General features: G+C 59.0%; 21 protein-coding genes. 13 read left to right on the top strand and 8 right to left on the bottom strand.

Annotated elements, in window-relative coordinates:
- Positions 1-7: 7 nt before the first annotated feature.
- Entirely contained in the window at positions 8-625 is a 618-nt protein-coding gene (gene thrH, locus ACZYSM_RS10190; RefSeq protein WP_489071314.1) for a bifunctional phosphoserine phosphatase/homoserine phosphotransferase ThrH, read from the bottom strand.
- A 174-nt stretch (positions 626-799) separates the two neighbouring features.
- Here thrH and ACZYSM_RS10195 point away from each other — a divergent pair, with 174 nt between their 5' ends.
- The 3 genes from ACZYSM_RS10195 (at position 800) to ACZYSM_RS10205 (ending at position 4,441) form a co-directional block, all read left to right on the top strand.
- Positions 800-1,534: a phosphoadenylyl-sulfate reductase gene (locus tag ACZYSM_RS10195; RefSeq protein WP_489071316.1), complete on the top strand. Its 735-nt coding sequence runs from the start codon at positions 800-802 to the stop codon at positions 1,532-1,534.
- 570 nt (positions 1,535-2,104) lie between these two features.
- Positions 2,105-3,655: an NCS1 family nucleobase:cation symporter-1 gene (locus ACZYSM_RS10200; protein ID WP_489071318.1), complete on the top strand. Its 1,551-nt coding sequence runs from the start codon at positions 2,105-2,107 to the stop codon at positions 3,653-3,655.
- A 57-nt stretch (positions 3,656-3,712) separates the two neighbouring features.
- Positions 3,713-4,441, top strand: a complete 729-nt coding sequence (locus ACZYSM_RS10205) for an aspartate/glutamate racemase family protein (RefSeq protein WP_489071320.1) — start codon at positions 3,713-3,715, stop codon at positions 4,439-4,441.
- Between the two features lie 145 nt (positions 4,442-4,586).
- Here ACZYSM_RS10205 and ACZYSM_RS10210 read toward each other — a convergent pair whose 3' ends face one another.
- Positions 4,587-5,510 (bottom strand): LysR family transcriptional regulator, encoded by a 924-nt coding sequence (locus ACZYSM_RS10210; protein WP_489071322.1) that lies wholly within the window; start codon positions 5,508-5,510, stop codon positions 4,587-4,589.
- 123 nt (positions 5,511-5,633) lie between these two features.
- On the opposite strand from ACZYSM_RS10210, the gene ACZYSM_RS10215 reads away from it, so the two are divergent.
- A complete protein-coding gene (locus ACZYSM_RS10215) occupies positions 5,634-6,380 on the top strand; it encodes a 3-oxoacyl-ACP reductase family protein (RefSeq protein WP_489071324.1) in 747 nt (248 codons plus the stop codon).
- Between the two features lie 80 nt (positions 6,381-6,460).
- Here the strand turns inward: ACZYSM_RS10215 and ACZYSM_RS10220 are convergent, their stop codons facing one another.
- The 4 genes from ACZYSM_RS10220 to ACZYSM_RS10235 all read right to left on the bottom strand — a co-directional run bounded on the left by ACZYSM_RS10220 (position 6,461) and on the right by ACZYSM_RS10235 (position 10,054).
- Positions 6,461-7,156, bottom strand: coding sequence for an HAD-IA family hydrolase (locus ACZYSM_RS10220; RefSeq protein ID WP_489071326.1), 696 nt, complete (start codon positions 7,154-7,156; stop codon positions 6,461-6,463).
- Positions 7,157-7,473: 317 nt separating this feature from the next.
- On the bottom strand, positions 7,474-7,959 hold the full coding sequence (locus ACZYSM_RS10225; protein WP_489071328.1) for a GNAT family N-acetyltransferase: 486 nt from the start codon (positions 7,957-7,959) through the stop codon (positions 7,474-7,476).
- A gap of 92 nt (positions 7,960-8,051) precedes the next feature.
- Positions 8,052-9,377, bottom strand: a complete 1,326-nt coding sequence (locus tag ACZYSM_RS10230) for an ATP-binding protein (protein ID WP_489071330.1) — start codon at positions 9,375-9,377, stop codon at positions 8,052-8,054.
- 2 nt (positions 9,378-9,379) lie between these two features.
- Positions 9,380-10,054, bottom strand: a complete 675-nt coding sequence (locus ACZYSM_RS10235) for a response regulator (RefSeq protein ID WP_489071332.1) — start codon at positions 10,052-10,054, stop codon at positions 9,380-9,382.
- 174 nt (positions 10,055-10,228) lie between these two features.
- On the opposite strand from ACZYSM_RS10235, the gene dsbD reads away from it, so the two are divergent.
- The 4 genes from dsbD (at position 10,229) to ACZYSM_RS10255 (ending at position 14,612) form a co-directional block, all read left to right on the top strand.
- Entirely contained in the window at positions 10,229-11,971 is a 1,743-nt protein-coding gene (dsbD, locus tag ACZYSM_RS10240) for a protein-disulfide reductase DsbD (RefSeq protein ID WP_489071334.1), read from the top strand.
- Positions 11,971-12,843: a TlpA family protein disulfide reductase gene (locus ACZYSM_RS10245; protein ID WP_489071336.1), complete on the top strand. Its 873-nt coding sequence runs from the start codon at positions 11,971-11,973 to the stop codon at positions 12,841-12,843. The genes dsbD and ACZYSM_RS10245 overlap by 1 nt, the downstream gene beginning before the upstream one ends.
- A complete protein-coding gene (gene dsbG, locus ACZYSM_RS10250; RefSeq protein WP_489071338.1) occupies positions 12,819-13,586 on the top strand; it encodes a thiol:disulfide interchange protein DsbG in 768 nt (255 codons plus the stop codon). The genes ACZYSM_RS10245 and dsbG overlap by 25 nt, the downstream gene beginning before the upstream one ends.
- Before the next feature lie 480 nt (positions 13,587-14,066).
- Positions 14,067-14,612 (top strand): RNA polymerase factor sigma-70, encoded by a 546-nt coding sequence (locus ACZYSM_RS10255; protein ID WP_489071340.1) that lies wholly within the window; start codon positions 14,067-14,069, stop codon positions 14,610-14,612.
- Between the two features lie 74 nt (positions 14,613-14,686).
- Here ACZYSM_RS10255 and ACZYSM_RS10260 read toward each other — a convergent pair whose 3' ends face one another.
- Both ACZYSM_RS10260 and ACZYSM_RS10265 read right to left on the bottom strand, forming a co-directional pair.
- Positions 14,687-15,481, bottom strand: a complete 795-nt coding sequence (locus ACZYSM_RS10260) for a substrate-binding periplasmic protein (RefSeq protein WP_489071342.1) — start codon at positions 15,479-15,481, stop codon at positions 14,687-14,689.
- 95 nt (positions 15,482-15,576) lie between these two features.
- Entirely contained in the window at positions 15,577-16,209 is a 633-nt protein-coding gene (locus ACZYSM_RS10265) for a TetR/AcrR family transcriptional regulator (protein ID WP_489071344.1), read from the bottom strand.
- Positions 16,210-16,392: 183 nt separating this feature from the next.
- On the opposite strand from ACZYSM_RS10265, the gene ACZYSM_RS10270 reads away from it, so the two are divergent.
- The 5 genes from ACZYSM_RS10270 to ACZYSM_RS10290 are packed head-to-tail and all read left to right on the top strand — an operon-like array spanning position 16,393 to position 22,654.
- Positions 16,393-18,183, top strand: a complete 1,791-nt coding sequence (locus ACZYSM_RS10270) for an acyclic terpene utilization AtuA family protein (RefSeq protein ID WP_489071346.1) — start codon at positions 16,393-16,395, stop codon at positions 18,181-18,183.
- 12 nt (positions 18,184-18,195) lie between these two features.
- A complete protein-coding gene (locus ACZYSM_RS10275) occupies positions 18,196-19,065 on the top strand; it encodes an SDR family oxidoreductase (protein ID WP_489071348.1) in 870 nt (289 codons plus the stop codon).
- Between the two features lie 3 nt (positions 19,066-19,068).
- Positions 19,069-20,685 (top strand): geranyl-CoA carboxylase subunit beta, encoded by a 1,617-nt coding sequence (gene atuC, locus ACZYSM_RS10280; RefSeq protein ID WP_489071350.1) that lies wholly within the window; start codon positions 19,069-19,071, stop codon positions 20,683-20,685.
- A gap of 17 nt (positions 20,686-20,702) precedes the next feature.
- A complete protein-coding gene (gene atuD / locus ACZYSM_RS10285; protein ID WP_489071352.1) occupies positions 20,703-21,860 on the top strand; it encodes a citronellyl-CoA dehydrogenase in 1,158 nt (385 codons plus the stop codon).
- Positions 21,857-22,654 carry an enoyl-CoA hydratase/isomerase family protein gene (locus ACZYSM_RS10290; RefSeq protein WP_489071354.1) on the top strand — a complete coding sequence of 266 codons (798 nt, stop codon included), beginning with the start codon at positions 21,857-21,859 and terminating at the stop codon, positions 22,652-22,654. Before atuD ends, ACZYSM_RS10290 begins: the two co-directional genes overlap by 4 nt.
- The last annotated feature ends 27 nt before the right edge of the window (positions 22,655-22,681 follow it).

Below are 22,681 nucleotides of genomic sequence, written 5' to 3' on the forward strand. Positions count from 1 at the left end.
GAGGTATTTACAGGCTCAGATCGCGATTCGAAGCCTTGAGAAACTCCTGCTTAAGTTCGACAAAGGTATGCACCGCCGGGAATTGCGGGAACTCGCGAATCACATTCTCTGGCGCATGGAACAAAATCCCTGCGTCGGCCTCGCCCAGCATCGTGGTGTCGTTGTATGAATCACCGGCCGCGATCACTCGGTAGTACAGGCTCTTGAACGCCAGCACCGATTGGCGCTTGGGGTCTTTCTGGCGAAGTTGATAGCCGCTCACTCGACCCGTCTCGTCGGTGATCAAGCGATGACAAAGCAATGTCGGGAAGCCCAGCTGACGCATCAGCGGCTGGGAAAATTCATAGAAAGTGTCCGAAAGAATCACCACCTGAAACCGCTCCCGCAGCCAGTTGACGAACTCGATGGCGCCGTCCAGCGGCTTGAGGGTGGCGATCACTTCCTGGATATCGGACAGTTTCAAGCCGTGTTCATCAAGAATCCGCAGACGCTGCTTCATCAGTACGTCGTAATCGGGAATATCCCGAGTGGTTGCCTTGAGGGATTCAATACCGGTTTTTTCGGCAAAGGCGATCCAGATTTCCGGGACCAGCACACCTTCCAGGTCGAGACAGGCAATTTCCACAAGACACTCCCATTTGTATTGATTATTGAGTTGAGCAAGTAAAAGGACAGCCGAACTCTAGCGACTCGCTCTGACCGACGCAACGCAGAGGAGCAGGCAAGCTGCCGCAAGTTTTTGATACTATCGAGCCTATATAGAGCGCTTAGCGCCACCGACCTGTAGGAAACCGCCCTGATGAGCCAATCGTTCGACGTCGCTGAACTCGCCACGACCTATGCCAACAAGTCCGCCCAGGACATTCTTAAACTGGCCTTCGCCCAGTTCGGTGACGACCTGTGGATTTCCTTCAGCGGCGCGGAAGACGTGGTGCTGGTGGACATGGCCTGGAAACTGAACAAGAACGTCAAGGTCTTCAGCCTCGACACCGGCCGTTTGCATCCAGAAACCTATCGGTTCATCGAGCAAGTCCGTGAGCACTACAAGATCCAGATCGAACTGGTATCGCCGGATCAAAGCAAGCTTGAACCCTTTGTGAAGGAAAAAGGCCTGTTCAGTTTCTACAAGGATGGCCATGGCGAATGCTGCGGCATCCGCAAGATCGAACCACTGCGCCGCAAACTCTCCACCGTCAGCGCCTGGGCAACCGGCCAACGCCGCGACCAGAGCCCCGGCACCCGCAGCCAGGTCGCCGTGCTGGAAATCGACAGCGCCTTCTCCACTCCGGAACGTACCCTCTACAAGTTCAACCCGCTGGCGCAAATGACCAGCGAAGAGATTTGGGGCTACATCCGCATGCTTGAGCTGCCTTACAACAGCCTGCACGAACGCGGCTTTATCAGCATCGGCTGTGAGCCGTGCACCCGCCCTGTCCTGCCGAACCAACACGAGCGCGAAGGCCGCTGGTGGTGGGAAGAAGCCACACAGAAAGAATGCGGGCTGCATGCCGGGAATATCATCAGCAAAGCGTAACCCCTGTGGGAGCGGGCTTGTGTGGGAGCGTGGCTTGCCCGCGAAGCGAACACCGCGGTTTTTCAGGCACTGTGCGTAATCGTTCTTCGCGGGCAAGCCCGCTCCCACACTATCTGCACTCCGACATAAATTCTTGTACACACGAATGTCACCATCGGTGCCATTCATGTGTGCACTTTCTATTTCAGCGCCCCAAAAAGTTACACCCTCATTCCCTGACTTCCTCAGTCGACACTTCCAAAAAAACCCACTGAAAAATAAATACCTGTTCAAACGGTCAATTTATATCGTCTTTATTTCATACACTTAGCTATTAAGCATACAAAAACGAAATTAAACACAAATCCCATAGACCGAAATCTGGCACAAAAGTGGCTTAGGTAGATTTATGTTTTGTATACAATAAATTCAAAACATACATACACTTTATATCCGCAAGCCTGTCACGGTTAATCCTCCGTCTGGCTGCAGATGCCCCGAACCCAGTGATTCCTGGAACTACCGACGAAGATTGCCGAGCCTCGCGCTCATGCACAGTCACCGTCGAGCCGGGATCAGGAGCCTGCCGGAATGCGTACAAGTCTTTTTAATAACATCGCACTGGATTTGCCCTCCTCCACCCACAACCGCCTTCAATCCAATACCGATCAGACGCTTGAAACAACGCCACCGCTGACCCTCAGCCCGCGCCTGCACAACAAGGACCTGGCACCGACCAAAATCGAAGGCCGACGCTGGGGTCGCTACAGCATCTTTGCCCTGTGGACCAACGACGTGCACAACATCGCCAACTATTCCTTCGCCATCGGCCTGTATGCCCTGGGCCTGGGGGGTTGGCAAATTCTGTTGTCGCTGGGGATCGGCGCGGCGCTGGTGTACTTCTTCATGAACCTGTCCGGCTACATGGGCCAGAAGACCGGCGTGCCATTCCCGGTCATCAGTCGCATTAGTTTCGGCATCCATGGCGCGCAAATTCCGGCGCTGATCCGCGCGATCATCGCCATTGCCTGGTTCGGTATCCAGACGTACCTCGCCTCGGTGGTGTTTCGCGTGTTGCTGACCGCAGTCCACCCGAGTTTCGCCGAGTACGATCACAACTCGATCCTCGGATTGTCGAGCCTGGGCTGGGTATGTTTCGTGGCGATCTGGCTCGTGCAACTGGCGATTCTCGCCTACGGCATGGAGACGGTCCGGCGTTATGAGGCGTTTGCCGGGCCGATCATTTTGCTGACCGTGGCAGCGCTTGCTGCGTGGATGTACACCCAAGCCAACGCGACCATTGCCTGGTCGATCCGCGAGCCGCTGAGTGGGCCAGAGATGTGGCGCAACATCTTTGCCGGCGGCGCATTGTGGCTGGCGATCTATGGCACGCTGATCCTCAACTTCTGCGATTTCGCCCGCTCTTCACCGTGCCGCAAGAGCATCAAGGTTGGCAATTTCTGGGGTCTGCCGGTGAATATTCTGGTGTTCGCCAGCATCACCGTGCTGCTGTGCGGTGCGCAGTTCCAGATCAATGGAAGAGTCATCGAAAGCCCGACCGAAATCATCGCCTCGATTCCCAATACGTTCTTTCTGGTACTCGGCTGCCTGGCGTTCCTGATCGTCACCGTGGCGGTGAACATTATGGCCAACTTCGTCGCCCCGGCCTTCGTCCTCAGCAACCTGGCGCCCAAGTACCTGAACTTTCGTCGTGCCGGGTTGATCAGCGCGACCATTGCGGTGCTGATCCTGCCGTGGAATCTCTATAACAGCCCGCTGGTGATCGTGTACTTTCTGTCTGGACTCGGCGCCCTATTGGGACCACTGTACGGAGTGATCATGGTCGACTACTGGCTGGTGCGCAAAGGCCAGGTGAATGTACCCGAGCTCTACAGCGAAGACCCCAAAGGTGCTTATTACTACAGCCGCGGCGTGAATCTGCGGGCCGTTGCAGCCTTTGTTCCTGCGGCACTGATTGCGATCATCCTGGCGCTGGTTCCGGGTTTTGCCAGCGTATCGCCGTTCTCCTGGTTGATTGGCGCCGGTATCGCAGGTCTTCTTTATCTGATCATCGCCAAGCAACAACCGCACTACGCGGATGTCAGCGGTGAAGCCATCGCCGTTGATAACGTCAGCCACTAACCCCAAAGCGGCCCGCTCAACCCGGGCCGCTGAATGACCCCGTTATAAGGACACCCTATGCGAATTCTTGTGGTCAACGTCAACACCACCGAGTCCATCACCCAGGCCATCGCACGGCAGGCCCAAGCCGTGGCCTCGCCCGGCACCGAGATCATCGGCCTGACACCGTACTTTGGCGCAGAGTCCATCGAAGGCAATTTCGAAAGCTACCTGGCGGCGATCGCCGTCATGGATCGCGTGCTGTCATACGACCAGCCCTACGACGCGGTCATCCAGGCCGGTTACGGCGAGCATGGCCGCGAAGGCCTGCAGGAGTTGCTCAACGTGCCGGTGGTGGATATCACCGATGCGGGCGCGAGCACCGCGATGTTTCTTGGCCACGCCTATTCGGTGGTCACCACACTGGACCGCACCGTGCCGCTGATTGAGGACCGTCTCAAGCTTTCCGGCCTCTATGACCGCTGCGCCTCGGTTCGGGCCAGTGGCCTGGCGGTGCTGGAGCTGGAAGAAGATCCAGAGCGTGCCCTTGAAGCCATCGTCCGCCAGGCGGAACTGGCGGTGAGTGAGGACAAGGCTGAGGTGATCTGCCTGGGCTGCGGTGGGATGGCCGGGCTGGATGAACAGATTCGTCGGCGCACCGGCGTGCCAGTGGTGGATGGCGTGACGGCGGCGGTGACCATTGCTGAATCGCTGGTGCGGCTGGGGCTTTCCACGTCCAAGGTACGGACCTATGCCACGCCACGGCCGAAGACCATTATTGGTTGGCCGGGGCGGTTTGGGCGCTGAGTTCGGCTTTAGACCGCGTTATCGTTCAATCGCGAGCAAGCTCGCTCCTACATTAGATCTGCATTTGCCATGGATTCGCGCCTGGCACGGTCCAGTGTAGGAGCGAGCTTGCTCGCGATGGCTGCGACTCGGTCTAAAGACCTGCTCACAGGGCACTAAACCGCTGCCCCAATTGCTGCTCGGCAAAATGCTCAATGATGAAGTCGACAAACGCCCGGGTCTTGCCCGGCAGCAACTTATGCTCGGCGTAGTAGATCGAGATATTCCCATCGTCGACATACCAATCTGGCAACACCCGCTGCAAGGTGCCCGCATTCAAGTAGTTCACGGCGAACGGCATGCTCACCAAGGCGATACCCAATCCCTGCGTGGCGGTGGCGCAGGCGGCTTCTGAATCGCTCATGGTCATCCGCGCCGTGAGCGTCAACGGGCTGTGTTGCTGGCTGCGACTGGTCAGTTGCCAGGAGCGCACACGCCCGGTTTGCGGTGAGCGAATCAGAATCCCGTCGCAATGGCGCAAGTCATCTGGCTCGACAATCGCCTCGCGCTGCAACAGATAATCCTCGGAGGCCACCAGCACCCTATGGGCCGGCGTCAGCTTGCGCGCCACCACCCCTTGGGGCAGTTCAAAACCACCACCAATCGCGGCATCGAAGCCCTGGCCGATCAGGTCGACCTGACGATTATCGAAATGCCAATCCGGGTTGATCGCCGGAAAGCGCCGCAGGAATTCCCCCAGTAACGGCACGATATACAACCGCCCGAACACCGTGCCCATGCTGACTTTCAGCGTCCCCGCCGGGCGCCCTTCGGCGCTGGCCAGATTGGCCACGGCGTTTTGAATGGTATGAAGGCTGGTGCTGACTTCACCGAGAAACAGCTGACCGGCCTCGGTCAGGGTCAGGCTGCGGGTGCTGCGTTGGAACAGTCGTACGCCCAGTCGCGCCTCCAGCTTGGCGACACTCTTGCCCACCGCTGCCGGGGTCAGACTCAAGCGCCGCGCGGCCTCGGCAAAGCTGCCGACCTCGGCGCTACGGACGAAGCATTCGATACTGCTGAAGGTTTCCATAGCTGCCACTATAAACTTTTTGTTTACACAGACTATAGCAATTACCCTCTATTCAGTAGGTAATCCGAGGTCGATACTCGACTCCAACAACAAGGCAGCCCGCCTTGAACTTTGGAGAACGACATGACCACTCAAAACCTCAGCGGCAAAGTAGCTCTGATCCAGGGCGGCTCCCGCGGTATCGGCGCCGCCATCGTCAAACGTCTGGCCGCTCAAGGTGCAGCCGTTGCCTTCACTTATGTCAGCTCGATGGCCAAGGCTGAAGAATTGCAGAACAGCATCACCTCGGCCGGTGGCAAAGCCTTGGCCATCAAGGCCGACAGCGCCGACGCAGTCGCCATCCGCAACGCCGTGAACAGCACCGTCGAAACCTTTGGCCGGCTGGATATCCTGGTCAACAATGCCGGCGTGCTGGCTATAGCGCCGCTGGAAGATTTCAAACTGGAAGACTTCGACCAAACCCTGGCCATCAACGTACGCAGCGTGTTCATCGCCACTCAAGAAGCCGCCAAACACATGACCGAGGGCGGTCGCATCATCAACATCGGCAGCACCAACGCCGACCGCATGCCCTTCGCCGGTGGTGGCCCGTACGCTATGAGCAAAGCCGCGCTGGTCGGCCTGGTCAAAGGCCTGGCCCGCGACCTCGGCCCACGTGGCATCACCATCAACAACGTGCAGCCCGGCCCGATCGACACCGACATGAACCCGGCCGACAGCGATTTTGCTGAAACCCTGATCCCTTACATGGCTGTCGGCCGCTACGGCAAGGTCGAAGAAATCGCCAGCTTCGTCGCCTACCTGGCAGGTCCGGAAACCGGCTACATCACCGGCGCCAGCCTGACCATCGACGGTGGCTTTGGCGCCTGATTCACGGCAATAAAAAACGCCGGGCAACGTTTGATCACGTTGCCCGGCGTTTTGCTGTGTCAGCGATTACCCTTTCCCGATCACGCCCATTCCAGTACAGGTAAACCACACACACCGGGCTGAAAAGCCTTCAACGTCCGAATAATCACGTCAGCGTGGGCGTACTTTGCGTCCGCCATTGCCACATCGGGTACCGCAATCGCTGTCATCCCCGCCGCTTTCGCTGCCGTGACGCCAAACGGTGAATCTTCGAACACCAAGCAATCTTGCGGCGCCACACCCAGCCGCCGTGCAGCCGTCAGGAAGATATCCGGTGCAGGTTTGGCGGCGCCCACTTCCGGATCGTCCGCCGTGACGATGGTGTCGAACAGTGCGAACCAGTCGCCGTGCAACGTGGTTTTCTGCCCAAAAGACTGCCGCGAAGAACTGGTGCCCACCGCAATCGGGACGTTATTGGCCTTCAAATGTCGAACCAGCTCCTGGGCACCCGGCATCGCCAGCGCACTCGGAAAACGTTCGCGCATCAGCGGCTCACGCACCCGCAAAAACTCCTCGGCGGTGATCGGCAAATCCAGCGCCTCGACGACATACCGCGCCAGATCACCGGCCCCACGGCCGATGATGTTCTGCTTGATGCTCCAGTCGAAGGTCCGGCCATAACGGTCGGCAATGATTTGCGTGACCTCGGTGTAAATCCCCTCGGTATCCAGCAACAAACCATCCATATCGAAAATCACGGCCTTGATCGGGCCCAACGCATTCAACGGTGCATTCATCGCATCTGATCCGTTATCAAAATACATCCCAGGGGCTAGTGGCCTGTACGGCTAGTTCGTTAGCTCAAATTCGGATGCCAGAAGTCCATAGCCAAGGCGCTGTGACGAGTCATAGCCCGCTATGGCGAGGAACAGCAACGCAGAATATGGGCTTCTGGCGCCGAAGTTGACTAACAGAACTAGCCGTACAGGCCACTAGGTACGGCCAGTGTGTTGATCGATTAAAGGATTCAGCAGGATAACGAGCACGGTCCACATGCGGCAACTGTTCTGGAAACGAACCCGCGGGGCGAGGATTTACACTCTCAAGCGGATCGCTATGTGGGAGGTGCCAATGGCTTATGCATAGGCGTCGCCATGAGCCCGGCGACGGTGAAGGTTTCAGCCGATTGCCGGTACCCCAACCGTGCATAAAAATCCAGGCTGGTGCGGTTACTGGTGAGAAGTGCCTTCGTCCATCCCTTCCCGCTCAACCAGGCTTCGAGATCGCGCACCAAGGCCAGCCCGGCACCGCGACGAAACCACTCGGGCTGGACATAACAGAAGGTTATCCGGCCCGAGGCTGCCGCCATGCCGACCCCGATCGGTTTGTCGTGAAGCAGTGCGATATTCAGGTACCGACGCTGGTCCGTCAGCCAGGGAAGCACATGATCGATGGTCTTGTTGCGAGTCCAGGCCGCGACAATCTGCGGGTTATTGCGGTGATCGACGGCACAACCCAGCTTGATGGAACGTTCGAGTATCCGGCTGATAATTCCGGCGTCGGCAGGCTGCGCCTTGCAGATTTCTATCGGTACATCCATAGCGCTATAACCTCAATCCATTGAGTCTGGCCGCGAGGACAATAACGCCGCACGGACCGCGATAGCCAATGCAGAGAAGTTACATTTCTTGTTTAAACAGGCTGCAATGGCATGGTCAGCTCGACCAGCAGGCCGTCAGGTCGGCTGTCGAAATGCAGGACGCAGCCACAACGCTGAACAATCGCCTGCACAATCGCCAGACCAAGGCCGCAACCGGTACTCGTGCCATTGCGCCAGAACCGTTGGGTCAGGTGTTGCAGGTCTTCTTGCGCAATGCCGGGGCCATGGTCACGCACTTGAAAGCGCACGCGATTGCCGATGGTTTCCAGGGTCAGCTCGACCGAAGCATCACTCGGGGTATGGCGCAAGGCGTTGTCCAACAGGTTGCGCAAGGCGGCAATCGACAGCACGGACGGCATTTCGACCGGTGCCGAAGAAAAATGCTCCGGCAAGCGCAGCTCAATGCGTCGACGATCACCACTGGCCGCATCCTGAATGGCCAGACGCGCCACCTGCTCAGCGTTGCACTGCACACCGTCATCGAACGACAGGCTGCCTTCGACCCGGGACAACAGCAACAGCTGCTCAAGGGTTCGATGCAAACGGTCAGCGCCTTCCTCGGCCCGGGCCAGAGACTGATCCCGCGCCGCGCCCTCGGTCATCCGCGCCACTTGCAGGTGGGTCTTGATCGCCGTCAGAGGGCTACGCAGTTCGTGGGCAGCATCGCCGGTCAGACGACGCTCGCGTTCGATGGTTTTGCCGATCCGCTGAAACAGCTGATTCTGGGTGTCGAGCAAAGGTTGCAGCTCACTGGGCAGCGGCTGAATCTGCAAGGGCTCGAGAGAATCGGCACTGCGCCGCATCAAGGCATCGCGCATGCGGTTCAGCGGCGCCAGGCCCTGACCGATGCCCAGCCAGAGCAGGCACAGGCAGCCCAACAACGCTACGCCCACCGGCACCGACGCCGCGAGCAGCACCGAGAGGTTCAGCGCCTCACGCTCGACTTGACGATCCGCAGTGGTAATACGTAAATCGCCTCTGGCCAGGGTGAAACTGCGCCAGCGTGCGCCGTCGATCATCTGGTCATGGAAACCCATTTTCTCGGCTTCCAGCTTCTGGTCCGGAGTGCTGTGGCTACGGGCGAGAATTTCGCCGCGCAAAGAGCTGACCTGACAGGCCATGCCCCCGGGGATACTAAGTTGTTCGGCACTAAAATGCGTGCCCTCGCCATTGCTCGGTAACGCCGGCAGTTGTTCCAGCAGCCCGGCGACCATACGTGCCGAAGCCACCAGACGCTGATCGAGGGAAAACATCATCTGATTGCGCAGGTCACTGAGCATCCAGGCGGCAGCCAAGGCCCAGATCAGGGCGAAGGCCACACCGAGGGTCAGGCTCAAACGCAAACGCAAACTCATCACGGTTATTGCTCCTCGCCATCCGCCGGCCCCAGGCGATAACCCAGACCCCGTACGGTTTCGACGATACCGCTACCGAGTTTGCGCCGCAGGTGGTGGATATGCACGTTGAGGGCGTTGCTTTCCAATTCATCGTTGAAGCCATAGACGCTGTCTTTCAACTGCTCGCTGGACAGCACTCGACCACGATTGTGCAATAACGCCTGCAACAGCGACTGCTCACGCCGCGACAGGTCCACCGGGTGGCCAGCCAAAAAGGTTTCCCGGCTACTGGGGTTGTAAGTCAGGCACCCATGTTCGATCAGATTGACGCTGCGCCCGGCCACCCGGCGCAGCAGAGTGTGCAGGCGAGCGGCCAGCTCGCGCAGGTCAAACGGTTTGAGCAAGTAGTCATCGGCACCTGCCTGTAAACCGTTGACACGGTCAGTCACCGAATCGCGCGCGGTAAGGATCAACACCGGCAGCTCCAGCCCTTGATGGCGCAACTGCTGCAACAGTTTCAGACCGTCCTCGTCCGGCAAGCCGAGGTCGAGCACCATGACATCGAACTCTGCTACCTTCAGCATCGCCCGGGCAGCCGCCGCAGTGGCGACGTGTTCCACCGTCAGGCCCTGGGCCGTGAGACCGGCAACAATGCCACTGGCTATCAGCTCATCATCTTCACAGACAAGTACGTGCATGGTGAGACCTGCAGAAAAGCGTCGATTAAGACGGCACTGGATTAAGCGGACATTATGCCCTGAGCCCTGCAAACATCAGGAAAAGTCATACGAGTCAATGATAGACGGGTTAATCATCGGTTAATCGCCGACATCCATTGTGCTCACCAACTGCACTGGTTTAAGGCTTTACCCATGCGTCGACTGTTTATTTTCTTTTTTTTACTCCTCTCGGGCTTGGCCCACGCTCAGCCCGGCTCGAATCCATTCGAGACCAAAGCGGATTTTCTTCCTGTCGGTAAAGCCTTTGTTTTCAGCTCCGAACGCCTGGAATCAGGGGAAACCCAGCTGTATTGGCGTATCGCCGAGGGCTATTACCTCTACCAGCAGCGGCTGAAGTTCGACGGATTGGCCGACACGGATAAACCGTCGTTGCCTGAAGGCGAGGCCCATAACGATGAGTTCTTCGGTGCCCAACAGGTCTACCGCCAGGGCCTTGAACTACGGATTCCTGCTGGTGCCAGCGGTCAAGTCAAGTTGGGGTGGCAGGGCTGTGCCGATGCAGGCCTGTGTTATCCGCCGCAAACACTGGTAGTCGACCTTGGCGGTAGCGCTGGCGCTGCAACCCTGGGTGAAGCACCGGATCAGGCATTGGCCAGCGGCCTGCAACAACGCGCCCTGGGCTGGAGCCTGCTGGTGTTTTTCGGCCTGGGACTGTTGCTGGCATTCACGCCTTGTTCGTTGCCAATGTTGCCGATTCTCGCCGGGTTGATTGTCGGCAGTGGCGCAAGCCCTAGGCGCGGCTTCGCGTTGGCCGGGAGTTATGTGGTCTGCATGGCGCTGGTATACGCCGCCCTTGGTGTACTCGCCGCCCTGCTCGGCGCCAACTTGCCAGCGCTGTTGCAGCAACCGTGGTTGTTGGGCAGTTTCGCCACGGTGTTCGTGCTGCTGTCTTTGCCGATGTTCGGCTTCTTTGAACTGCAACTGCCTGTCGCGGTACGTGATCGCCTGGAGAACGTTGGGCGCACACGTCGCGGTGGCAGTCTGATCGGCGCCGGGGTACTGGGTGCCTTATCCGGCTTGCTGGTAGGCCCGTGCATGACTGCGCCACTGGCCGGTGCCTTGCTGTACATCGCCCAGAGCGGCAACGCGCTGCATGGCGGGTTGATCTTGTTCGCCATGGGCATGGGCATCGGCGTGCCGCTGTTACTGCTGGTCACTGTCGGCAATCGCTTTCTGCCCAAGCCCGGAACCTGGATGAACCTGCTCAAGGGGATCTTCGGCTTCCTGTTCCTGGGCACCGCCATCCTGATGATTCGCCCGGTGCTCGATGAATCGCTGTGGATCGGTTTGTGGGGCGCGTTGTTGCTGATCATGGCCTATGCCGGCTGGCGACAAACCGGAGGCTACGGTCGCGCCGCTCATGTGTTTGGCGCAAGTTCGGTGCTGTTTGGGCTGTGGGGCAGCGTATTGTTGATCGGTGCCGCTGGCGGTAGCGAAGACCTGTGGAAACCGTTGCAGGTCTATAGCCCCTCGCGTTCAGTCAGTGTCGCCGGTGCGACGGCACACGAGGCTTTCATCACCGTCAAAGACCCTGCGGCCCTGCAAAGCCAACTGGACACTGCCAAGGCGCAAGGCCAATGGGTGTTGCTCGACTACTACGCGGACTGGTGCGTGTCGTGCAAAATCATGGAAAAACAGGTATTCGCCAAGACTCAAGTATTGGACGCATTGAAAGACGTGCACCTGTTGCGCCTGGACGTCACCGCCGATAACGCCGCCAGTCGCGAATTGCTCAGCCGCTATAAAGTGCCGGGGCCACCGAGCCTGTTATGGATCGGCCCGAATGGCGAAGAACGCCGCAGCCAGCGCATTACTGGCGAAGTCGATGCCACAGCCTTTCTCCAACGCTGGAACATCACCCGGGATGCCCGTTGATGCTGACGTTTACCATCGGCACTTTTGCCATCGCGCTCAATCACCTGCTGCTGATTAGTGCCCTGGCACTGGCCATGCTGGTCGGTTGGCGAGTCGCCAAGCGCGGCGGTGAAAATCCAGAGTCGGCGCTGTTCAGCCTGTTTCTGTTGGGGATGTTGGCCGCTCGGGTGGGTTTCGTTCTCGCCTACTGGGCTCACTATCGCGATGACCTGTGGCAGATCATCGATCTTCGCGACGGCGGTTTCCTGGCCTGCCCGGGCGTCATTGTCCTGCTGCTCAGCGCAGTGGTTTGGTGCTGGCGACGGCCGGCACTTCGGCGGCCACTGGGCGCAGGTGTCGGCACCGGTCTGCTGTTCTGGCTGCTGGCAAGCCTGTCCTTGAACCTCTACGAGCAAGGCACCCGGTTACCCGACGTCGCCCTGCGCAATGCCAATGGCGAAACCGTGCAACTGACCGACTATCAGGGCGGGCCCTTGGTGATCAACCTGTGGGCCACCTGGTGCCCACCCTGCCGGCGGGAAATGCCAGTGCTGGAGAACGCCCAGCAGCAACGCCCGGACCTGACCTTCCTGTTCGTCAACCAGGCCGAAAGCATGCAAAGCGTCAGCACCTTCCTCGCGACCCAAGGCCTGAGCCTGACGAACGTGCTGTTCGATGGCGGCGGCCGACTAGGCCAGGCCGTCGGCTCCATGGCGTTACCGACTACGCTGTTCTACAGCGCCGACGGTCGCCTGCTCGCCAGCCATTTGGGCGAGTTGTCGGAAGCCAGCCTGGCTCGCGCCCTGGAACATTTTGATAACCCGAATTTGACCACGGCCACGCAGGCCGCCCCCTCAAGGAAACTGCCATGCCTCGCATCCGCAACCTGCTGACCCTGACGCTGGGCGCAGTCTTGCTGCAAACCCCGCTGCTTCAGGCCGAGGAACTGCCCGCAGCAATCCGCAAGATCGAAGAAAAAGGTGCAAAAATCATCGGCAGCTTCGACGCCCCGGATGGCTTGCGAGGCTATGCCGCGCAATACCAAAACCGTGGCATGGCGTTGTACCTGACCCCGGATGGCAAGCATGTGATGGTCGGCAACCTATACGACGCCGACGGCAAAGACTTGAGCCAGGCACCGCTGCAAAAACTGGTTTACGCACCCATGGCCAAGGAGGTCTGGGCCAAGATGGAAGGCAGCAACTGGATCGCCGACGGCAGCAAAGATGCACCGCGCATCGTCTACCTGTTCAGCGACCCCAATTGCCCTTACTGCAACATGTTCTGGGAGCAGGCCAGGCCTTGGGTGAAAGCCGGCAAGGTCCAGCTGCGGCACATCATGGTCGGCATCATCCGCGAAGACAGCCCGGGTAAATCCGCCGCACTGCTGGCCAGTAAAGACCCGCAGAAAGCCCTGGAAGAACACGAAAAGGCCGGTAAAGAAAGCGCGCTGAAACCGCTGACCACCGTCCCCGCCGCGATCCAGGCCAAGCTCGCGGCCAACATGCAATTGATGGAGGATCTTGAGCTGTCTGCCACCCCGGCGATTTTCTACATGGACGACAAAGGCGAGCTGCAACAGCAACAAGGGGCTCCGTCACCGGACAAGTTGTTGCAGATTCTTGGGCCGAAGTGAAAGACAGATCAAAAATAGTCGTCGCCTGAGCGGATGCAATCGCGAGCAAACGAACGTCGCCCGGCCCTTCCCACATTAGATATGTGTTGCTCCACACATTGGCGCCACACCATCAATCCAGTGTGGGAAGGGCCGGGCGACGTTCGCTTGCTCGCGATGAGGCCCTTACCGACGCAGCGAAGCCCATGTTTTACAACCCCTCCAGCTCCGCCATCAGGTCATTCAATCGATCAACCTTCTCCTCGTTGATTTCATTGGCGCCCAAGCCGTGACGTCTTCAAATAATCAGTCCGCATCCTCCGGTAAGAACCACGGGCTAAGGCCTGTGAGTGAGCCCCCCTTTTCACCCTGCACCGCCTAGGTCATTAATTTCACCCCTCAATTGACAATAGTTATCATTCAACATAATTTGTTGTTCGATGCGTAGGACGGCTCGGTCCCCTGGCCGTCCCACTAACTACTTGCAGCAAGGTGATTTCCATGACGGAACAAATATCCACAGGTAAGTGCGATTCACCGTTACTCCAGGCATTCGTCGATAACCATCTGATCCTGGTCAAGATCGCGGCCCGTATAACCGGCTGCCGATCGCGCGCTGAAGACGTGGTGCAGGACGCATTTTTCCGACTGCAATCGGCGCCTCAGATCACATTGTCAATCAAGGCCCAGCTCAGCTATCTGTTCCAGATCGTGCGCAATCTGGCGATTGATCACTACCGCAAGCAGGCTCTGGAGCAGAGGTATTCGGGTACGGAAGCGGAAGGCTTGAATGTGGTCATTCATGGGGCGTCACCAGAAACCTCGCACATCAATTTTTCAACGCTGGAGAATATCGCTGACGCGCTGACCGAACTCCCTGGCCGCACCCGCTACGCCTTTGAGATGTATCGCCTGCACGGCGTGCCGCAAAAGGACATCGCCAAGGAACTTGGCGTCTCGCCGACTCTGGTGAACTTCATGATTCGCGATGCCCTGGTGCATTGCCGCAAGGTCGTAGCAGCTGCTACATACCGTGTAAAAGCTTAACTGACTGGCATTGGGCCCACAGGTTCGACGCAGGCCATACAGGTGCGGTTCGCGATGGCGTTCAAGGCGCTATTTCAGGTTTTCGTCATCGACATGACGGTGATCTTGTAGGGGTCGAAAATCTTCAGCATCTGACCGTTGTCGCGCAGACCTTGCAGCAGCTTGCCGAACGTTTCACCAGTAATCGGTGCCGTCGGACGAATCAGCGCGTAGTGGTGATACACCTGATCAATACGTTCGGATACCAGCAACTGATCCGCCACCTTTTTATTACGCCGCAGGTAGTCGCTCAAATATGAACGAGTCACCAGCGCAATGTCCGCCCTACCCCGAAGCACCATCAGCAGGTTGCTGTCATGGGAATAGGTCAGTGTGGCTTTGTAGTTATCGGCGAGGAACTTGGGATCGGCATTGAAGCTGGCAAAGGCGTAGTGATAACCGCTGAACAGCGCCAGACGCTTGCCTTTCAAATCGGTGAAGTAGTTTTGCTGACGATCAGGCTCGCGCTGCGCGACAAATATTTCGGCGTCTTCCAGACCCATGTCGACGTTGGTATGGGGAATGTCTTTCCAGCCCCAGTCCGGGTTCTCGAAGATCGCCATATCGACCCGAGCTTGCTTGAAGTCGCCAAATCGCCGGGGAATCGACGTAGGCACCAACACAAACTGATAGTCGCTTTGCAACTGGTTCAAAGCCTCGACCAACTGCGGCAACAAACCGGTGTCGGCGCCTGTTTCCGGGCGGACGGTATACGGTGGGAAATGCGCGGCCCCCACTCGTACCAGCTGCGCTGCCGAAGTCGGCAGAACGAATAGCGCACCGAGCGCCATCATCAAGATTCGCGAAGCCATCCGCATTGGCGAAGACATCAAGGCAACACACCCCTGGGAATACAATCAATACAACCAAGCTAGGCGGTTTCGCCCATTTAGACAACGTTGTACACCGTAATTAATTAGTTGCGTTACAGCCTCTGATGGTCTTCAAGCACCAGAATCAGAGCCTCATCCGCCAACTGATCAAGGCTCATGCTGCCCTCGGCACGAAACCAGGTGGTGGTCCAGGACAAAGCGCCAGTCAAGAAGCGCCGCGTGATGAAGACATCGCCTCTGATATAGCCGGCATCCTTAGCCTCACCCAGCACTTGCAGCCAGATCTGTTCGTAGATATCGCGCAGCGCCAGCACCTGCGCCTGGCCTTCTGCGGACAACGAGCGCCACTCATACACCAGCACCGCCATGGCCTCGCCGCTGCCGCCCATGATCGATTGCAGTTCACAACGGATCAGCGCCAGCACCCGCTCGCGCACGCTGGCCGCCTCAGCCAGCGCTGCACGCATCAACGCCGTGTTGTAGCAGATGGTTTCCTCCATGACCGCGCGGAGAATTTCATCCTTACTCTTGAAGTGATGAAAAATACTGCCGGACTGAATACCCACGGCGCTGGCCAGATCACGCACCGTGGTGCGCTCATAGCCTTTGTTCCGAAACAGGTGAGCGGCCATTTGCAGCAATTTGCCGCGGGCACTTTCCGGGTCGGTCAGTTGCCCGTTGTCGACCAGGTCGCGCATTACCAGCAGGGCTTTTTGCTCGTCCACGCGTTCTCTCCTACATGCTTCAATCAAGTGTGCTGCCAAACCGGGAAACCGAGGGGTTGCGCGGGCAATTTAAGCTGGTGAGGGCAACCAAGCAAGCGCTCGGGTAGAAGATGTACTCAGCATTTACAAACCAAGCGCTTGCTTGGTAGTCTCGATCCAATTCTTTCGCAGAAGGTCTCCGTCATGAGCAAGACCGTGCGCATCGGTTGCGCCAGCGCGTTCTGGGGCGACACCTCTACCGCCGCAGGGCAATTGGTGGAAGGTGGCCGCCTGGACTATCTGGTGTTCGACTATCTGGCTGAAATCACCCTGTCGTTGCTGGCCAGCGCGCGAATGAAAGATCCTCAGGCCGGTTATGCCAGCGACTTCGTCGAAGTCCTCAGCCCGTTACTGGCAGAAATTTCCCGGCAACATATCCGCGTCATCAGCAATGCCGGCGGGATCAATCCGCACGCTTGCGCCGCAGCCCTGCAAACGGCCTGCGATAAAGCAGGCGTCCAATTGAAGATTGCCGTGCTGCTCGGTGATGACCTGCAACCACAGTTCAAACAGCTGAGTAACAGTGGCATTCATGAAATGTTCACCGGTGCACCGCTACCTCCCCTGTGCGTCTCGACCAACGCCTATCTCGGCGCTCCGGGTATCGTCGAAGCGTTGCGCCTGGGAGCGGATATCGTCATCACCGGGCGGGTGGTCGACAGCGCCGTGGTCAGCGCCGCGCTAGTGCATGAGTTCGATTGGTCCTGGCACGACTACGACAAATTGGCCCAGGCCGCACTGGCCGGGCATATCATCGAATGCGGCGCTCAGTGTACCGGCGGCAATTTTACCGACTGGCGCGACGTACCGGACTACGTGCACATCGGCTTCCCCATCGTCGAAGTCAGCGCCGGCGGCCAATTCATCGTCACTAAGCCCGAAGGCTCCGGTGGGCTGGTTACACCGCTGACCGTGGGTGAGCAATTGCTCTACGAAATCGGCGACCCTCGGGCCTATCTGTTGCCCGACGTGGTCTGCGATTTCACTCGGGTCAAACTCCAGCAGCAAGGCAAGAACGCAGTGCAGGTTCACGGAGCAAAAGGCTTGCCGCCCACCGACCAGTATAAAGTCAGCGCCACGTATCCGGATGGCTTTCGCTGCACCGCCAGTTGCCTGATTGCCGGGATCGATGCGGTCGCCAAGGCTCGGCGGGTCAGCCAGGCGATCATCGACAAAACCTCGGAAATGTTCAGCCAGCGCGGTTGGGCACCTTACACAGAAGTGAATATCGAACTGCTCGGCAGCGAGGCAACCTACGGCCCCCATGGCCAACGCCAGGACAGCCGCGAGGTGGTGATCAAACTGGCGGTGCGCCATCCGGATAAACAGGCACTGATCCTGTTCTCCCGGGAAATCGCCCAGGCCGCCACTGGCATGGCGCCGGGGTTGACCGGGATAGTCGGCGGGCGGCCAACGGTGTATCCACTGATCCGGCTGTTCTCGTTCCTGATCGACAAATCCGCCTGCAAGCTCAAAATCGAGATATCCGGGCAACATTATGTTTGCGCCCTGCCTGAGCTCGACCACCTCGACTCTGCCGCCCTCGCCGTCCCCTTCGATTCACCCAAAGCCGAGGGTCGCGCCGACGCCAGCGTGGCGCTGGTCAAGCTGGCGGTCGCACGCTCCGGCGACAAGGGCAATCACAGCAATATCGGGGTTATGGCGCGCAAGCCGGAATACCTGCCCTGGATCGCCGAAGCGCTGACGCCGGAAGTGATCGTTGACTGGATGACCCACGTCCTCGATCCGGTGCACGGGCGGGTCGAGCGCTGGTATTTGCCTGGCACTCACAGCCTGAATTTTTTACTGGAGAACGCCCTTGGTGGCGGCGGTGTCGCCAGCCTGCGGATCGACCCGCAAGGCAAAGCCTTCGCCCAGCAACTGCTGGAAATCCAGATTCCGGTGCCGCAGAGCATCGCGGACCTTGTCAACTAGAGGACTGTCGCCATGGCCTATAACTCCATCTTCAAACCTGACTTGTTCGCCGGCCAAACCATCATCGTCACCGGCGGCGGCAGCGGTATCGGCCGTTGCACCGCCCACGAGCTGGCGGCCCTTGGCGCCCATGTGCTGTTGGTCGGGCGCAAGGCTGACAAGCTGAAAACCGTCGCGGCGGAAATTCTCGAAGACGGCGGTAAAGTCAGTTTCCAGACCTGCGATATCCGTGACGAAGACGCGGTCGTCATTCTGATCAGGCAACTGATCAGCAAGCACGGACCGATTCACGGGCTGGTCAACAATGCCGGTGGTCAGTACCCGTCACCGCTGGCGTCGATCAATCAAAAGGGCTTCGAAACCATACTGCGGACCAATCTGGTCGGCGGTTTTCTGATGGCCCGGGAAGTGTTCAACCAGTCCATGAGCAAACACGGTGGTGCCATCGTCAACATGATCGCCGATATGTGGGGCGGCATGCCCGGTATGGGCCACTCCGGCGCCGCACGTTCGGGCATGGACAACTTGACCAAGACCGCCGCCTTCGAATGGGGTTACGCCGGGGTGAGAGTCAATGCCGTGGCACCGGGCTGGGTCGCTTCCAGCGGGATGGATACCTATGAAGGCGCCTTCAAAGCAGTGATTCCGACCTTGCGCGAACATGTGCCGCTCAAACGCATCGGCACTGAGTCGGAGATCAGCGCGGCGATTGTCTTCCTGCTCAGTCCGGCGGCGGCCTTCATCAGCGGCAGCACGTTACGCATCGACGGTGCGGCCAGCCTCGGCGGTCGCGCATGGCCCATACACAAGGCGCAAAACAGTGAATCCTTCAATGGTTTTCACCGTGCTTATTTGCCGGAAGTACTCAAGGGTAAGGAATAGTCCATGCCGCTGATTCAATCTCGGCTCGACCCACACAGCACGCAATTCGCGCAGAACCGCGAGGCGATGCTGGCCGCTGTCGCGCAGGTCCGCCAGCTGGAGCAGAACCTGCTGAGCAAAGCAGCCGAGGCCAAACAGAAGTTCGACAAGCGCGGGCAGCTGTTGCCCCGCGAACGTCTGAACCTGCTGCTTGACCCCGGCGCGCCGTTTCTCGAACTGGCGAGCCTGGCCGGCTACAAGTTGCACGACGACAAGGACGGCAGCCAGGCCGGTGGCGGATTGATCGCCGGGATTGGTTATGTGTCTGGAGCGCGGGTGTTGGTGGTCGCCAACAACAGCGCGATCAAGGGCGGAACCATCTCCCCCAGTGGTCTGAAAAAATCCCTGCGCCTGCAGCAGATCGCCATGGAAAATAAACTGCCCATTGTGACGTTGGCGGAAAGCGGCGGCGCCAACCTTAATTACGCAGCCGAGATTTTCGTCGAAGGCGCCCGTAGCTTTGCCAACCAGGCGCGGATGTCGGCCATGGGTCTGCCGCAGATCACTGTGGTACACGGCTCGGCGACGGCTGGCGGTGCTTATCAACCGGGGCTGTCGGACTATGTAGTGGTGGTGCGTGGCAAGGCCAAACTATTTCTCGCAGGTCCCCCGCTGCTCAAGGCAGCCACCGGCGAAGTGGCCACCGACGAAGAACTGGGTGGCGCCGAGATGCACGCACAAACCGCCGGCACCGCCGAGTACCTGGCCGAGAACGATGCCGATGGTCTGCGCATCGTCCGAGAAATTGTCAGCCTGTTGCCGTGGAACGCGCAGTTGCCTGGCCAGCCAACCAGGACCTATGCCGAGCCGCTGTACCCGATCGAAGAGTTACTCGGATTGATCCCCGAGGATCCGAAAAAGCCCTATGACGTTCGGGAAATCATCGCCCGATTGGCGGATGGCTCGAGCTTTCTGGAGTTTAAGGGGGAATTCGATCATCAAACCATTTGCGGCCACTTGCAGATCCAGGGACGGCCCTGTGGTTTTATCGGTAACAACGGCCCGATCACGCCCAAAGGCGCGAGCAAGGCCGCGCAGTTCATTCAGCTCTGCGACCAGAGCCAGACGCCGCTGCTGTTCTTCCACAACACCACAGGATTCATGGTGGGCACCGAGTCGGAACAACACGGCGTGATCAAACACGGCGCGAAGATGATCCAGGCAGTGGCCAATGCCCGCGTGCCAAAACTGACCATCGTCGTTGGCGGCTCCTACGGTGCCGGCAATTATGCGATGTGCGGACGCGGTCTCGATCCACGCTTCATCTTCGCCTGGCCCAATAGCCGCACTGCAGTGATGGGCGGCGCCCAGGCCGGTAAGGTGCTGCGCATTGTCACCGAAGCCAAGCAGGCCAAGGACGGCTTGATCCCCGACCCAAAGATGCTCGACATGCTCGAACAGGTCACCGCGCAAAAACTCGACAGCCAATCCACTGCGCTGTACGGCAGCGCCAACCTGTGGGACGACGGCCTTATCGATCCACGGGACACACGGATTTTGTTGGGTTATCTGCTGGATATTTGCCACGAAGCACAGGTGCGTCAGCTACAACCCAATAGTTTTGGTGTGGCGCGGTTTTGACCAGGAGAACAATAAAAATGATCTTCACCCAGGAACACGAAGAACTGCGTCGCACAGTACGTAATTTTGTCGACCGCGAGATCAATCCTCACGTCGACGAATGGGAAAAGGCCGGGCGCTTTCCGATCCATGAGATTTTCCGCAAGGCGGGTGAGCTGGGCTTGCTGGGGATTTCCAAACCGGAAAAATTCGGCGGCATGGGCCTCGATTACAGCTACTCGATCGTCGCCGCCGAAGAGTTCGGCACCATTCATTGCGGCGGCATTCCGATGTCCATCGGTGTGCAGACCGACATGTGCACCCCGGCACTGGCGCGCTTCGGCTCCGATGAACTGCGCGAAGAATTCCTGCGCCCGGCCATCAGCGGCGAATACGTCGGCTGCATCGGCGTCTCCGAAGTTGGCGCTGGCTCCGACGTCGCCGGGCTGAAAACCACCGCCCGCAAGGACGGCGATGACTATGTGATCAACGGCAGCAAGATGTGGATCACCAACTCGCCGAGTGCCGATTTCATCTGCCTGCTGGCCAACACCTCGGACGACAAACCCCACGTCAACAAATCGCTGATCATGGTGCCGATGAACAGCCCCGGCATCAGCCTCGGCTCGCACCTGGACAAGCTCGGCATGCGCAGTTCGGAAACCGCTCAGGTGTTTTTCGACAACGTACGCGTGCCCCAACGCAACCGCATAGGCCATGAAGGCGCGGGGTTCATGATGCAGATGCTGCAGTTCCAGGAGGAACGCCTGTTCGGCGCGGCGAACATGATCAAAGGCCTGGAATACTGCGTCGACAGCACCATCGAGTACTGCCGTGAGCGCAAGACCTTCGGCAATGCGCTGATCGAAAACCAGGTGATCCATTTTCGCCTGGCCGAGCTGCAAACCGAGATCGAATGCCTACGAGCGCTGGTCTATCAAGCCACCGAGCAATACATCAAAGGTCAGGACGTTACCCGCCTCGCGTCCATGGCCAAGCTCAAGGCCGGGCGTCTGGGTCGGGAAGTCAGTGACAGCTGCCTGCAATACTGGGGCGGCATGGGCTTCATGTGGGACAACCCTGTGGCCCGCGCCTATCGCGATGTTCGGCTGGTCTCGATTGGCGGAGGCTCCGACGAAATCATGTTGGGCATCATCTGCAAACTGATGGGCATCCTGCCCGGGAAAAAACCATGAGCCCGCTACCCGCCTGCGAAACGCTGTTGCTGGAGCCCCACAGCGGGGTGTTGCATATCACCTTGAACCGACCTGAAAGCCGCAATGCCATGAGTTTGCAGATGGTCGCGGAGCTGCGCGCCGTGCTCGCCGCAGTGTGTGACGACCGGCAGATCCGTGCGCTGGTCATCGGCGGCGCTGGCGGCCACTTCTCGGCCGGCGGTGATTTGAAAGACATGGCCAACGCCCGCACCCAAGGGCCGGCGGCGTATCGCGAACTGAACCGCACCTTCGGCGCCCTGCTGGAAGAAACCGAACACGCGCCACAAGTGGTGATCACCGTGTTGCAAGGCGCGGTGCTGGGTGGTGGTTTTGGCCTGGCCTGCGTCAGCGATATCGCGATAGCCGATCATCAAGCGCAATTCGGCATGCCGGAAACCAGCCTTGGCTTGCTGCCGGCGCAAATCGCGCCGTTCGTGGTCAAGCGCATCGGATTGACCCAGGCCCGCCGACTGGCACTGACCGCGGCGCGCTTTGACGGCAATGAAGCTGAGCGTCTGGGTCTGGTGCATTTTGTCGAACACGATCCACAAGCCCTGGCCGAACGCCTCGACGAAGTGCTCGCCCATGTCCTGTGCTGCGCCCCGGGTGCCAATGCCGCCACCAAAGCCCTGCTGCTGGCCAGTACAGAACAACCTCAGGGGCCGTTGCTCGATCAAGCCGCCGACTGGTTCAGCGCTGCCGTGACCGGACCGGAAGGTATCGAAGGGACCACGGCGTTCTTACAGAAACGCCCACCGAGTTGGGCGCCATAAGAGCATCGCGAGCAGGCTCGCTCCCAC

It is taken from the genome of Pseudomonas sp. F220 (assembly GCF_057813935.1).

What these genes read in the sequence shown, in the direction of transcription:
- ACZYSM_RS10245 (WP_489071336.1), top strand. Translation starts at nt 11,971, where the DNA reads ATGCTGACGTTTACCATCGGCACTTTTGCCATCGCGCTCAATCACCTG.
- ACZYSM_RS10260 (WP_489071342.1), bottom strand. Translation starts at nt 15,481, where the DNA reads ATGTCTTCGCCAATGCGGATGGCTTCGCGAATCTTGATGATGGCGCTC.
- ACZYSM_RS10225 (WP_489071328.1), bottom strand. Translation starts at nt 7,959, where the DNA reads ATGGATGTACCGATAGAAATCTGCAAGGCGCAGCCTGCCGACGCCGGA.
- ACZYSM_RS10235 (WP_489071332.1), bottom strand. Translation starts at nt 10,054, where the DNA reads ATGCACGTACTTGTCTGTGAAGATGATGAGCTGATAGCCAGTGGCATT.
- ACZYSM_RS10215 (WP_489071324.1), top strand. Translation starts at nt 5,634, where the DNA reads ATGACCACTCAAAACCTCAGCGGCAAAGTAGCTCTGATCCAGGGCGGC.
- atuC (WP_489071350.1), top strand. Translation starts at nt 19,069, where the DNA reads ATGCCGCTGATTCAATCTCGGCTCGACCCACACAGCACGCAATTCGCG.
- ACZYSM_RS10200 (WP_489071318.1), top strand. Translation starts at nt 2,105, where the DNA reads ATGCGTACAAGTCTTTTTAATAACATCGCACTGGATTTGCCCTCCTCC.
- dsbG (WP_489071338.1), top strand. Translation starts at nt 12,819, where the DNA reads ATGCCTCGCATCCGCAACCTGCTGACCCTGACGCTGGGCGCAGTCTTG.
- ACZYSM_RS10210 (WP_489071322.1), bottom strand. Translation starts at nt 5,510, where the DNA reads ATGGAAACCTTCAGCAGTATCGAATGCTTCGTCCGTAGCGCCGAGGTC.
- atuD (WP_489071352.1), top strand. Translation starts at nt 20,703, where the DNA reads ATGATCTTCACCCAGGAACACGAAGAACTGCGTCGCACAGTACGTAAT.
- dsbD (WP_489071334.1), top strand. Translation starts at nt 10,229, where the DNA reads ATGCGTCGACTGTTTATTTTCTTTTTTTTACTCCTCTCGGGCTTGGCC.
- ACZYSM_RS10255 (WP_489071340.1), top strand. Translation starts at nt 14,067, where the DNA reads ATGACGGAACAAATATCCACAGGTAAGTGCGATTCACCGTTACTCCAG.
- ACZYSM_RS10220 (WP_489071326.1), bottom strand. Translation starts at nt 7,156, where the DNA reads ATGAATGCACCGTTGAATGCGTTGGGCCCGATCAAGGCCGTGATTTTC.
- ACZYSM_RS10270 (WP_489071346.1), top strand. Translation starts at nt 16,393, where the DNA reads ATGAGCAAGACCGTGCGCATCGGTTGCGCCAGCGCGTTCTGGGGCGAC.
- ACZYSM_RS10195 (WP_489071316.1), top strand. Translation starts at nt 800, where the DNA reads ATGAGCCAATCGTTCGACGTCGCTGAACTCGCCACGACCTATGCCAAC.
- ACZYSM_RS10290 (WP_489071354.1), top strand. Translation starts at nt 21,857, where the DNA reads ATGAGCCCGCTACCCGCCTGCGAAACGCTGTTGCTGGAGCCCCACAGC.
- ACZYSM_RS10275 (WP_489071348.1), top strand. Translation starts at nt 18,196, where the DNA reads ATGGCCTATAACTCCATCTTCAAACCTGACTTGTTCGCCGGCCAAACC.
- ACZYSM_RS10205 (WP_489071320.1), top strand. Translation starts at nt 3,713, where the DNA reads ATGCGAATTCTTGTGGTCAACGTCAACACCACCGAGTCCATCACCCAG.